General features: G+C 46.9%; 8 protein-coding genes. All 8 read left to right on the top strand.

What is annotated here, in order from left to right:
* Positions 1-18 precede the first annotated feature (18 nt).
* The 8 genes from ftsW to BUQ91_RS14935 all read left to right on the top strand — a co-directional run bounded on the left by ftsW (position 19) and on the right by BUQ91_RS14935 (position 13,588).
* Positions 19-1,194 (top strand): putative lipid II flippase FtsW, encoded by a 1,176-nt coding sequence (gene ftsW, locus BUQ91_RS14970; RefSeq protein WP_074209859.1) that lies wholly within the window; start codon positions 19-21, stop codon positions 1,192-1,194.
* Complete coding sequence (gene murG, locus BUQ91_RS14965; protein ID WP_072826722.1) at positions 1,191-2,261, top strand: undecaprenyldiphospho-muramoylpentapeptide beta-N-acetylglucosaminyltransferase; 1,071 nt, start codon at positions 1,191-1,193, stop codon at positions 2,259-2,261. The genes ftsW and murG overlap by 4 nt, the downstream gene beginning before the upstream one ends.
* Positions 2,261-3,643 carry a UDP-N-acetylmuramate--L-alanine ligase gene (gene murC / locus BUQ91_RS14960; protein WP_074209858.1) on the top strand — a complete coding sequence of 461 codons (1,383 nt, stop codon included), beginning with the start codon at positions 2,261-2,263 and terminating at the stop codon, positions 3,641-3,643. Before murG ends, murC begins: the two co-directional genes overlap by 1 nt.
* The gene (locus BUQ91_RS14955; protein ID WP_254794248.1) at positions 3,640-4,482 is read left to right on the top strand and encodes a cell division protein FtsQ/DivIB; all 843 of its coding nucleotides are present in this window, start codon (positions 3,640-3,642) and stop codon (positions 4,480-4,482) included. The genes murC and BUQ91_RS14955 overlap by 4 nt, the downstream gene beginning before the upstream one ends.
* Positions 4,475-5,716: a cell division protein FtsA gene (ftsA, locus tag BUQ91_RS14950; RefSeq protein ID WP_072826724.1), complete on the top strand. Its 1,242-nt coding sequence runs from the start codon at positions 4,475-4,477 to the stop codon at positions 5,714-5,716. The genes BUQ91_RS14955 and ftsA overlap by 8 nt, the downstream gene beginning before the upstream one ends.
* 32 nt (positions 5,717-5,748) lie before the next feature.
* Positions 5,749-7,392: a cell division protein FtsZ gene (ftsZ, locus tag BUQ91_RS14945; RefSeq protein WP_074209857.1), complete on the top strand. Its 1,644-nt coding sequence runs from the start codon at positions 5,749-5,751 to the stop codon at positions 7,390-7,392.
* 490 nt (positions 7,393-7,882) lie between these two features.
* Positions 7,883-9,439: a hypothetical protein gene (locus BUQ91_RS14940; RefSeq protein WP_254842393.1), complete on the top strand. Its 1,557-nt coding sequence runs from the start codon at positions 7,883-7,885 to the stop codon at positions 9,437-9,439.
* Between the two features lie 78 nt (positions 9,440-9,517).
* On the top strand, positions 9,518-13,588 hold the full coding sequence (locus tag BUQ91_RS14935; RefSeq protein WP_175566650.1) for an FISUMP domain-containing protein: 4,071 nt from the start codon (positions 9,518-9,520) through the stop codon (positions 13,586-13,588).

Here is a 13,588-nt window from a genome sequence, read left to right as displayed (position 1 = left end):
TAGGGATTTGTAGTTAAAATGTCTTCAACGGCTCAGACACAAGGAATGAACAAGCTTTTGCTGTTTGTCACATTAATATTAATGTGCTTTGGCGTAGCTATTATCTATTCTGCGTCTGCCCCTGTTGCATCTTCTAAGAACTTGTCCCCAGAACACTATCTCATGGCCCATCTTTCGAAGGTTATTGCTTCGGTGATTATTTTGGCGGTGTTCTGCAAGATTGATTATGCGTTGTGGAAGGTCCTTGCTCGCTTTATCTTTGGCGTGGGTGCTGTCCTTACTTTGGCAGCAACCATTTCAGGTGTTGCGACGAAGGGTGCTTCTCGTTGGATTTTTGGTATCCAGCCTTCTGAAATTTTGAAGTTTGCGTTTATCATTTGGATTTGTTCGAAACTTTCGGATGCGGGCGACGAAATCAAGTCGCTCAAGTGTACGATTATCCAACCAGCGGTTCCTCTTGGTATTTCTGCGGTTCTGCTTTTGAGCCAGCCGAACTACTCGATGTTTATCATGTTCTGCACGTTGTTGCTTGTGCTGCTCATGATTGCAGGCGCGAACTATAAGTATGTGGGCTTGGGCGTTTTGGTGAGTGTGCCGATGGGAATTATCGCGATGCTTTGCAAGTCGCATACCCGCCAGCGTATTCTTGCGTTCTTTACTAACGATGGCACTATGAAGAATTCGCAGTACCAGGTGGATCATGCTCTTGAAGCGCTCGGAAATGGCGGATTCCTCGGAACTGGAATTGGCATGGGCGAACAGAAGCTGGGTTACTTGCCCGAAGCGCATAAAGACGTTGTGTATGCTGTGATTGGTGAAGAATTTGGATTTGTGGGTACGTTCTTGGTCTTGCTTGCTTTTGCGATTTTGTTCTCGCAGGGCTATAACATTGCAAGGGCTTCGACGACTCGATTTGGTAGGTATTTGGCTGTGGCGCTTACGACTTCGGTGTTCATGAATTTCGTGATTCACGTTTGTGTTTGCGTTAGGCTTATTCCGGCCACTGGTCAACCGCTTCCGTTTATTAGCTATGGCGGAACGAACTTGATGGTTACGGCAGCATTTATTGGAATTTTGTTGAATATTTCGCGCCCGACGAGTGGAAAGAGCATTCGTGAACCTTATATAAGCAACAATGTTTCGTTCGACACGGGTTCGTTCATGAATTTTAGGACAAGAAGGAGTTCTATATGAAAAAGTTCCTCTTTGTTTGCGGTGGCACTGGTGGCCACATATTCCCGGCAGTGGCTATTGCCGAGAGTTTAAAGAAGATGGGTGTTACGGATATTACGTTTGCTGGCCGCAAGGATTCTATGGAAGAACGCCTTGTTGCTAAGGATTGGCCGTACGAATATATTTCGGCCGTTCCTCTGCATCGTGGACCGTTCCTTAAAAATTTGGCTTTGCCGTTCAAACTTTCGAAATCGCTCATTCGTGCAAAGAGTGTTGTGAAGAAGGTGAACCCCGATGTTGTTGTTGCAACGGGTGGCTATGTGTCGCTCCCGATTGTACTTGCTGCAGGTTCTATGGGCAAGCCGGTTTATTTGCAGGAACAGAATGCTGTTGCCGGTATTGCAAACAAGGTCGGCGCTCGCTACGCAAAGACGGTCTTTGTTACTTCTGAAGAAGCAATGAAGGGTTTCCCGATAGAAAAGACTCGTATTCTTGGGAACCCGATTCGTGATTTGCCTGCTGCAGATTCCTTGGCTCGTCCGGTGGAATTCCGTGAAGGTCGTAAGGCCGTGTTCATTGTCGGTGGCTCCCAGGGTGCTGTGGGCATCAACAACAAGATTGAAGAAAGCATTGGCCGCATTGCCGCCCACGAAGATATTAGCGTAGTGTGGCAGGTGGGCGCAAAGAACGTGGACGATATCAACAACCGTCTTGGCATTTTGCCGAACGTTGCAGTCCGCGGATTCTTGGATAACATTTATGCGTACATGAAACATGCTGATTTGATTATCAGCCGTGCTGGAGCTTCGGGACTTGCTGAAATTCTTGCGTTTGGCAAACCGTCTATTTTGCTCCCGTACCCGCATGCAACTGCAAACCATCAGGAACACAATGCCCGCGTTGTTGAACACGCCGGGGCCGCTCTTGTGGAACTTGATGATGAACCGAACGATCTTTGGAATAAGGTAGAAGCGCTCCTGTACGATACAGAACGTCTGGAGAAAATGAGCGAAGCCGCTAAAACGCTTGGCATGCCCGATGCTGCTGACCAAATTGCGAAAATTATTCTGGATATGGAGAGAACGTAATGCAGATTAATGATTGTAAACGTGTTCGTCGCCTTCATTTTGTGGGTATCGGTGGCGCCGGTATGTCCGGTATTGCCGAAGTGCTCCATGAAAATGGCTTTGTGGTGACGGGTTCCGATATGGGCGAAGGTGCTGTCATTGACTATCTGAAAGGTCTTGGCATTCGCATTGACCCGAAGCACGAAGCGAAAAATGTCGTAGATGCAGACTTGGTCGTTTATTCTTCTGCTATTCCGTTTGACAATCCGGAACTTGTCGAAGCTCGCAACCGCCGTATTCCGGTGATCCGCCGTGCCGAAATGCTCGGTGAACTGATGCGTCTCAAGTACACGCTTTCCATTGCCGGTACGCACGGCAAGACGACAACGACTTCTATCGTTGGCGCTATTTGGGAAGAAGCTGGCCTTGACCCGACAATCATCGTGGGTGGCATTGTGAAGGGGAAGTGTAGTGGTGCCAAGGTGGGCCATGGCGATTACCTCATTGCCGAAAGTGACGAATTTGACCGCAGCTTCCTTTCGATGATGCCGTCTTCGGCAATCATCACGAACATCGATGCCGACCATCTCGATACTTACGAGAATATCGATGCCATCAAGGATGCTTTCACGCAGTTTGCAAACAAGATTCCGTTCTACGGTCAGGTGATTGTATGCCTTGACGATCCGAACGTGCAGCAGATTTTGGCGCACCTCAAGAAGCCGGTGATTACTTACGGCTTTACGCGCCAAGCAAAGTACCGCGTCGAAAACCTCACGTTTGTGAAGGGCTATCCGCAGTTTGAAATCCTCTGTGATGGCAAGAGCCTCGGTGAATTCAAGCTCCAGATTCCAGGCCGTCATAACGTTTTAAACGCAACGGCTGCTGTGGCACTTGCTGTTGAAGAAGGTATTTCGATTGAAGTTGCCCGCAAGGCTGTAGCTGCTTTCGAAGGCGTGAAGCGCCGCTTTGAATTCATTGGCGAAAAGAATGGTGTGATGGTCTTTGATGACTACGCTCACCATCCGACCGAAGCAACGGCAACACTTCTCGGTTTCCGCGAAGCGTTCCCGGACAAGCGTATTATTGTCGCTTTCCAGCCGCATTTGTTTACGCGTACCCGCGACCAGCATGAAGCTTTTGGTAGCGCGTTCTCGAACTGCGATGTGCTCTTGGTGACAGACATTTATCCGTCTCGTGAAAAGCCGATTGAAGGCGTGACGGGCGCCATGGTGGCAAACAGCGCTGCTGACCGCGGCCATCGTGATGCCCGCTTTATTGGCGATGTGAACAACTTGATTCCGGTTTGCAAGGATTTGCTTAAGCCGAACGATGTGATTGTTCTGATGGGCGCCGGTAACATTTGGAAACTCGGCCAGACGATTTTGGAGAAGAGTATTTGAGTTTAGAAGATACGAACATGTTCGGTCGACGGATCGGCTACAACGAACGTAAGCGCAGACGCAAGCGCTCCCGTATTAGACGGAAGCGTATTGGCAGTGCTGTTCGTTGGTACAAGCGCAAGGGTTGGATTTTGACCTTGCTCTTTGTCATCGCCTGCGTTGCACTGTGGCAGAGTCGTTTCTATTTGAACCAAATTAACCCGCTAGAATTCAGGCATTTGCAGTACATCGAAATTGAAGGCAATCGCATGCTTTCTTGGGAAGATGTGGTGCAGAGCGCCCAGGTGGAAACAGGCATGCTCATGTCGGAACTGGATGCAGACTCTGTCAAGAAATCGCTCTTGCAGATTCCATTAATCCATTCAGCTGAAGTCGAAAGCAAGTTCCCGTCGTCTTTGTTCATCAAGATTCAGGAAGCATCCCCGATTTTGTCGGTTCTCGAAAACGGCAAGGGAACGGTCTATTCCGAAAGAGGTCTTTCGCTTCCGATGTCCATGATGACAGCTCTCCACATGCCGATTCTTGAAAATGAATCGGTGGGGAAGGTAAAGCAAGTGGCTTTGTTCCTGTCGGCCATGCGCAAGATGGATAAGCAACTTTACGAACGCGTTTCGCAAGTGGGCTGGTCTGAAAAAGACCGTGCATTTGAAGTGTTCTTCAAGGATGTTGGATTCCGCGTGATGTTCCCGGAATCGAACTGGGATAAGGATCTGTTTACTCTGTACGATGCTATCGGAAAGGGCTTTAGGAGAGATCTCCTTTGCGCTAGCGAGGTCGATATGAGATTTCATGGATTTGCGTATATAAAAAACATCGATAAGAGGTGTATCAATGGATGACAATAAGCAAATGGTCAAAAAAGAGGACTATATTTTCGGGCTCGATATCGGTGCCTCGAAAGTAAATTTGTTTGTCGGCATCTCGGAAGGTGAATCCGTCCGAGTCGTGGAATGTGGTGACTTCCCGCTGGAATCGTCCGATGAATACGATTCTGTCGTCGAGACATTGCAGAAGGCCGTCCATATGCTTGAATCATCGGCTGGTGTCGATGTGCGCGATGTCTATGTGGGCATTGCGGGTAAGCATGTGTCGTCTTACAGCTATAAGGGTCTGGTATCGTTACCAACAAACGAAGTCCGCGATGAAGATATCGTGAACGTCCAGAGACTTGCAAGTACGCTTCCCGACAAGGCTGGCGAAATCATCCATGTTTTCCCGGGTGAGTATACGCTGGATGACAGAACGGGTATCCGCAATCCCAAGGGCTATTCTGGCCGTCGCCTCGGTGTTGAAGTTCAGGTGGTTACCTCACGCCCGAACGCTCTCCAGGATATTGCAAAGTGCGTGACTCGTGCAGGGCTTCAGGTAGCAGGCTTTGTGCTTGAACCGCTTGCGGCTGCATCTGCAGTGCTTTCGAATGATGAACGCGAACTTGGTGTAGCGTTGATTGACATTGGTGCAGGTTCTGCCGACGTGGCCGTGTTTGTGAAGGATTCAGTGCGTTATACGGCATCGCTTGATATGGCCGGTAACATTATTACAAGTGATATTAGCAAGTGCCTTCAGGTTCCGGTTTCTCTCACTAAGGCCGAAGAACTCAAGAAAAAGTATGGCACATGTTCGCTCAACAATTTGATTGAAGATGAAACCTTCCCGGTCCCAGGTGTGGGTGACCGTGGAGAAGTTCTTTGTTCTCGTAAACTTTTGGCACAAATTATTACTGCGCGTGTTGCAGAAATCTTCAAGCTTTTGGCGAAGGATTTGGAAAAGCATCACCTGGATACCGTTATTGATGGCGGTATTGTACTTACGGGTGGCTGCTGCAACCTTCCTGGAATTGAAGAAATTGCAGCTAAAGTATTCAAGAAGCCAGTCCATATCGGTAAGCCGAGAGGCATGAGCGGCATTCAGGAAGCATTCCAGAATCCGTCTTATGCAACGGGCATTGGCCTTTTGTACTACGCGAACAAGAAACATCGCGAAAGAAAACAGCGTGACACGGATACCCAATTGCTCGTTTCTGTAAAGAAGGGTATGCAGCGCATTCGCGACATCATCAAGACTTACTTTTAACCGTTAAACCACTCAAATCAGGGAGATAAACTATGAGTGACTATGAAAACATCAACTTCGAGGCAATGTCTCGTATCACAGGTGACGATACTCCATCCAGAAACGCCAAGGTAAAGGTGTTTGGCGTCGGCGGTGCCGGCGGTAACACAGTTAACCGCATGAAGCAGATGAATATTGAAGGTGTAGAATACTACGCTATCAATACCGATGCTATGGCTCTTGACCAGAGTCTCGCTGACCACAAGATCCTTATCGGTGAAAAGAGCACGAGAAATCTCGGTGCTGGCATGGATCCGGAAATGGGTCGCAAGGCTGTCGAAGAAAACATCGATGACTTGAAAAAGGCCATGATGGGTGCAGACCTCGTGTTCGTTACTGCAGGCATGGGCGGTGGTACCGGTACGGGTGCTGCTCCGATCGTTGCAACTGTTGCTCGTGAACTTGGCATCCTTACGGTTGCCGTTGTCACAAAGCCGTTCCGCTTCGAAGGTAATGTACGTAATTCCTTGGCTCAGAATGGCGTTCGCGCTCTCCGCGAAGCTGCTGACACCATCATCGTTATCGAAAACAAGAAACTCTTGAACCTCATCCAGAACACGAACAAGAACGCAACTGTTGATGAAGCCTTCAAGATGGCTGACGAAATCCTCGGCAATGCAGTGCAGAGCATCTGCAGCATCATGTTCCGTCATGGTCTTGTGCATGTTGACTTTGCTGATATCCGCAAGGTTATGCTCAAGGGCGGTTCCGCTCTCATGGGTACGGGTACGGCTGAAGGCGAAGGCCGCGGTGTTGCCGCTGCCGATGCAGCTCTTTCTTCTCCGCTTCTCGAAGATATCGATATTCAGGGTGCTTCTGGCGTGCTCATCAACGTCTCTCATGGCGAAAACTACTCCTTGCTCGAACACAACGAAGCAATGGAACACATTTACGACGCTGTGGGCGAAGAAGGCAATCCGAACATCATCGTCGGTGATATCACTCTTCCGGAACTTGGCGACAAGGTTTGCATCACCATTATCGCAACGGGTTGCGGTGGCACGAACAATGCTGCTGCTGTAGGCTACGCTGGTATTGGTACTGCTGGTTACCAGCCGGCTTATCAGACCCCGGCTGCTCCGGTGCAGGCTACTCCGCGTCCGACGACTAACTTCGTCGCTCTCGCTGGCCGTGCTACTGCTGCTATGCCGGCATCTGCAATGCCGACCGCTGCAATGCCTGCTGCTGCTCCGACTGTCGTTGCTCCGGCTGTTGCTCAGCGTACCGTTTCTGCCGCTCCGTCTTACGCTTCTGCTCCGCAGAACACCTATGCAAGCGCTCGTCCGGCAACTCCGATGAACCAGGCTGCGGCCATGTTCGCTCCGGCATCTTCTTTTGCTTCCCCGAGCTTTGACGCAAAGGCCGGCTATGCAGAAGAAGCTGTTGCAACCGCAACTGCAACGCTCCGCGAAACGGAAGAAATGCCGGGTGCTGCCGATGCAGATCCGCTTTCTAACGGCAATTACGCAAACTCCTTCAAGCAGGAATCTCGTCCGGCTCAGACCGAACAGGTGAGCGCTGTGGACTATGGTACTCCGGCTTTCATGCGTAACCAGAAAGGTTCCGAAGACGCACTCAAGGAAAGCAATGTCGATTACGACTTGCCGGCCTTCATGCGTATGAATGACTTGTTCTAATCGTGTATAACGATTAGCCTACATTGTAATACCCAAAAATTCGACCTGGTGCGTTCGAATGTTTTCGAGTGCGCCTCCGAGAAAGAACACACACACACGGGTGCGTGAGTGCGCACCTACCACAACACAAGGGATCACCCGGGTCTCCCTGCCTGGGTGGTCCTTCTTGTGCCCGCTTCGCTCTGAATCAATAGAAAAGCTCCGTCGGCGCTACGCTCTCGCCAACACGGCACGCTTACGCCGTGCCGCTTATGGCTCACGGGTGTCCGCTCCGCTTTGATTTAATAGAAAAGCTCCGTCTTCGCCTCACTACCACCTAAAGGTGGCCATGCCCACATAAGTGCTAAAGCACTAAGTTGTCAAAGGTCGCCAACACGGCACGCTTACGCCGTGTCGCTTATGGCTCACGGTGTACCCGCTTCATACCTGATTTGTCATGCCCGCCTTGAGCGGGCATCTCCTTTTAAAAAACTTTTTATACATTTATATTATGTTATCTCGTACATTATTATTTGCTTGCTTGGCGGCTGTGGCGGTGTTTGCTTCGGCTGAAAATGTCTCGGAGAAGTCCGAACCGAAATCCGGTTATTTCCAGTTGGGGACTGATTTTAATATCGGTTTTAACGGTGGCCCGACTGACCCGATGTTTGCCGTGGATACTGTCGATAAGTATGGCAAAAATTGGCGTGGTCTCCGCATTCCGCTCGAAACGGCCCGCAGTTACGAGGAACGCGTTGAGCCGTTCTTTATGCTGAGCTTCCGCGCTGGCTACAAGAATTTCCATTTCTTGCTCGAAGCTCCTTTGCGCAAGGATTTGGAGGCTTGGTATAATAGCGAACTTAAGACGAATTTCACCTACAAGCCTAGTGAACTTGATATCAATGTCCCGATTAACGCTTATGCCAAGTGGGATAACTCTGTGGGTTTCGTTCAGTTCGGTCGTTTTGACCCTGAAGACTTGAAAATTTCCAAGAATGATATATTCCTTGGTGGCTTGCCATACCATGATGGTATTCACTGGAATTTGAAAATTGGAATTTTCCGTTATGACTTTTTATTGAGTTCGTTGAATGCTTGGCTTTTTTATGATGTGATAAATCACGAGACGGGTTGCCCGCCGGAAGGTAGCGAAGCGTATGCCCAAAAATGTACGCAGCCTGGTCATCAGGTGAGCAATCAGCGCAATCGCACTTATACGGAAAATGTGAAGAACTTGGTTTTCCATAGACTCGGTGTAGATACGCGCAAGTTCTGGCTTTACCTTGTGGAACAAAGTATGATTGGTGGCAAGTCCTTGGAATTCCGCTCGTTCAACCCGTTCATGTATTGGCATGATAATTATGCGACGGGATATACTTCTGCAGCGACTTCCGTTGAATTAGGGTACAAGACTTCGAATGGTGCAAAATTCTATACGCAAATTAATATGGAAGATATTGCAAGCCCGGTTGGCGAAGACAAAAAGATGGGAACAAACCGCTCCATTATTAATTACATGGTGGGCTACTATCACGAACTTGAAACCCGCAACTACGGCAAATTCTCGTGGCGCTTGGATGTTGTGAAAACAGATCCGGCGGCAGGCAATAGCAGACTCCCGCTTTTGAAGTATACGGGACGTCGCAATTACCGCAGTAACTACCGCGAGCAGGGCGACAGTGATTATGCCGATGCTTATTTTGTCGATTATCCTGTAGGGTACCGCCGTGGTGGTGATGCACTTGATTTGTGGTTTGATATGAACTGGAAATGGAGTGTTCATTCGGCATCGCTTACTCTTGCTTGGCTCCGCCAAGGCAATAAGGAAATTTATACGGATTATGACAAAGCGCTGAAATCAGAAAATTCACTTTCAGGCGTTGTTGAAAAACAGTTCCTCGTTGATGTTTTGTATGAAAGAAAAGTGTCGGATTGGTTCAAATTCTATGCAGGAGGTGGATTCCGTGTGTTCCGCAATCTTGCACACGACAAAAATGAAGATGGTTCCGATGCTTGGATCCGCTCTGGCGTGAAATTCAACTTCAATCCTGTGGATATGAAGTTCTAATAAGTTCTTTTTTCCAAAATTTAGTTGGAAATTCGTTTACTAAATTTGTATTTATATCCTTAATAAAGGATGAGGATCATGAGTAAACGATGTGCTTTTCTGTCTGTTGCAAGTATGTTTATACTTGTAGTTTTGGCTGCGTGTGGCTCTACACGAAATTCGTCTAGCGATGCGGAAAATCCTCTGCGTGATGGTGTTGAATACGGAACCATGACAGATAACCGTGACGGCCAAATTTATAAGACCGTGAAAATCGGCGAACAGACTTGGATGGCCGAAAACCTGAATTATAAATTCGAAAAATATTACAAGTTTATTGTATATGGAAATGGCTTTGAGGCAATGGGTGAGGAAGGATACGAAGAGGAGCGAATTTCTAGTTATTGTTATGAAGGCTTCATTAGCAACTGTGTCAAATTCGGATATCTTTATCCACAAAAACAGGCGGTAAATGCATGTCCTGTAGGTTGGCATCTTCCCGATACAACCGAATGGAATGCGTTGTTTTCTTTTGTAGGTGGAAAAAATTCCGCAGGTAAAAATCTTAAATCTTCATTTGGCTGGCTGAATGGGGGTAATGGCGTAGATGATTATGGATTTTCTGTGCTTCCGGCTGGTGCAAAGGGCGGACCGAATTCTTTCGGGGATTTTTTCTCCAAAAAGGATGATGTCTATTATATTGCAGAAGAAAAGAATGCTGTATTCTGGAGCTCGGTAGATTCGAATAGTGTGTCTTTCTACTACTATAAGGATTCTATTAGTATTAATAAAAATCTTCCAGAATCTGCTTTTTCAGTTCGATGCGTGCAAAACGATAGCCTTGAATTGTCGAATTACTCAAGTTCAGAATCGGCGACAAGCTCATCGTCATCTCAAAAGGTTGAATTAGATTCTTTGGTTGATACCCGTGATGGTCAAATTTACAAGACTGTAAAATTCCGTGGTCAAGTTTGGATGGCTCAAAATCTCAATTACAAAAAAGATGAGAGTTATTGTCGGGCGAATGACGATTCGAATTGCGATAAATACGGAAGACTTTATACATGGTCGGCCGCTCAGAATGCTTGCCCTGTAGGCTGGCATTTGCCAACAAAAAGTGAATTGCAAAATTTACTGGGTAAGTGGAGACAACGTATAAGGGATGGTTGGGCTTATGTGATAAAATTGAATTTGGCAGGCAATGCGCTCAAGTCTTCTGATGGCTGGTTTAATGGACAAAATGGCTTTGATGAAATTGGCTTTGCCGCTTTGCCGGGCGGTATTCGATTTAGTGATGGCTCGTATAGCGCCGATGGTGAAAGTGCTTTCTTTTGGAGTTCCTCAGAAGAGAATGACGGTGCGTATGGATTGTCCCTGTATTATTACGATAAAGTTGATTTGGATGTTGATGACAAAAAAATTGGCATGTCTGTCCGCTGTTTAAAAGGAGAACCGGCTGTTGATTTATCCTCTAGTTCTATGGCTAAATCAAGTTCTTCTTTGAAAGTTGAGAAAGGATCTGTAACTGATTCCCGCGATGGCAGGCTGTACAAGACTGTAACTATTGGAAAGCAAACTTGGATGGCGGAAAACTTGAACTACGCAACGGTGGGTAGTTTCTGTTACCAGAATGAATATCGTAATTGCGCTAAGTATGGTCGTCTTTATACGTGGGCTTCTGCGGTAGATAGCGTAAACATTCTCCGTGCAACAGGCAAAGAATGTGGTTACGATAGACGTTGTTCGCTAACAAAACCAGTACAAGGCGCTTGCCCTGCTGGGTGGCATTTGCCGACGAAGGCTGAATGGGATACGCTGGAAAGGGTTGCTGGCCCGGTGAGTTGGTTGAAGTCTAAGGATGGTTGGATAAATGGTAATGGTAAGGATGTTTATGGATTTTCGGCGCTTCCGGCTGGGGATAAGGATATTGACGGTACTTATCTTATGGGTTATATCGCTGCTTTTTGGAGTTCTTCAGAAGAAGATGTGACTAGAGCTTGGTATGAGAGAATGCAAAACGATTTTTCTTCGCCGTATGAGTTTGAAGAAAAAAATCGTGGATTTTCGGTGCGTTGCGTCAAGGATGAAATTACATCGGAAAATGAAAGAAAAACGGATACTGAAATTTTGTCATCATCTTCGGTACTTGTTGAACCCGGCTCTATGACGGATGAGCGTGACGGTCAGACCTATAAGACTGTGAGAATTGGTTCGCAGACGTGGATGGCAGAAAACTTGAATTTCGAGATGGAAAATAGCAGTTGCGAAAGGGATACTCTTCCTTCTTGTGCTGAGTATGGACGCTATTACAAATGGGCTGCGGCAAAGAATGCTTGCCCTGCGGGCTGGCATTTACCTGATTCTGTAGAATGGAATACTTTATTTGCAACTGTGGGTGGTGATTCCGTGGCGGGCCGAACGCTTCATGCCGTGCCTAGCAATAAATGTGGTCGGATTGTAGGTTGGTCAAAATGTTCATCGGGCTTGGAATGGAATTTTGGCATTTCCCATCGGTTTGAAGAAAAAACACCGCGCATTAAGCTTGCGGATCGTTTTGGGTTCACGGCGCTTCAATCAGGTCTCAAGGAGTACGAAACTCCACAAAAATCCAAAGAAAAATCAATGCCTCGTCACCATAGCAAAAGAAAATATGGAGATTTCGGTTATGCGGAATTCTGGAGTTCTATGGATCGGTCGTTTGTAAATCTGTATGATGATAAGCCTGTAGAATGGGGGAAAGGCAAGGATGTTTATGAAATTCCGATTCGATGTGTTTTAGATAGTGAACCGCCTGTGGCAAAATCAAAAAAGGCGAAACCAGTTCGTAAAAAGAAGGCGACGATACTCGGCTCTGCAACGGTATCTCCATTGAATGTTGTTAAAGATTCTTTGGTGGATGGTCGTGATGGCAAAATCTACAAGACTGTGAAAATAGGTAAACAGACCTGGATGGCTGAAAATCTGAATTACAAAACAACGGATAGCTATTGCCTTGGAGATAGTCTGGAAAATTGTGCTAAGTATGGTCGCCTTTATAAAGGGAATGCCGCAAATGAAGCATGTCCAGGCGGGTGGCATTTGTCCACTCGTGCGGAATGGGAAAATCTGTTCAAATCAGTGGGTGGACCGCTTATAGCTGGATTTAAGCTTAAAGATGCCCAAAGCTGGTATAACGACCGTAAAAGTAAAGATGAATATGGATTTTCGGTACTTCCTGGGGCAAAAAGAAATGAAATGGGAGAATATTTCAAGGGTGGACTTGATGCATATTTCTGGACTCCAGAAAAACATTTGTATTGGCCTGGACGCTCCCCGAATTATGATGTTGTGCATTTTGATTATGTGACTTCTAAAGCTTCTGTTATTGGAGCGTCCGTTATAGAATTTTCTTTTTCTTTGTCTAGTGATGAACGCGAAGCGCACTCCGTTCGCTGTGTTATGAATGATGTGGATGCTGTAGAGTCTTCTTCCTCGAAAATGTCTTCTAGTTCGTCTGCGAAATCAAGTAGCTCTTCTTCATCTTTTTCTGTTGTTTCTCCTTCAAGTGTAATCAAGGGGACTATGATCGATTCTCGCGACAATCAAGTTTATCAAACGGTGACTGTAGGCACGCAGACTTGGATGGCTCAAAACTTGAACTATCAAACTGCCAATAGCTATTGTTATAAGGGTGAACTAGATAAATGTGCTGAATACGGTCGCTTTTATACGTGGGCTGTTGCTATGGATAGCGTAGGTGAATTTAGCCCCAATGGTAAAGGTTGTGGCTACATGGTGGATGATGAAAAATGTAAACCGAAGGGCCATGTACGAGGAATTTGTCCTGAAGGTTGGCATTTGCCGTCTTTTGGAGAATGTAATGATTTTATAGGTGGTGTCGGTGGTAAGTTTGTGGCTGGTAAAATGCTTCGTTCAACGGTTGGTTGGAAAGACAATGGAAATGGCTCGGATGACTATTCGTTCTCGGCACTCCCTACTGGGCTTAGGGATGGCAAAGGTAACTTTAAATACACCGGCGAAACGGCTGGCTTTTGGACTTCTACGGAATCGCGTGAACGTAAATCCTATCTTCTGCTTATGTATAGCGGCATCGAAAGTGTCGAACTTGATGGTTACAGGGACAGTTCTGAAAAAAATTATGGAGCAAATATTCGTTGCATCAAGGATTAA

The organism is Fibrobacter sp. UWB11 (assembly GCF_900143015.1).
GTDB lineage: Bacteria > Fibrobacterota > Fibrobacteria > Fibrobacterales > Fibrobacteraceae > Fibrobacter.
The sequence above is the reverse complement of the archived record's forward strand: the minus strand, read 5'-3'. Positions and strand labels throughout refer to the sequence as shown.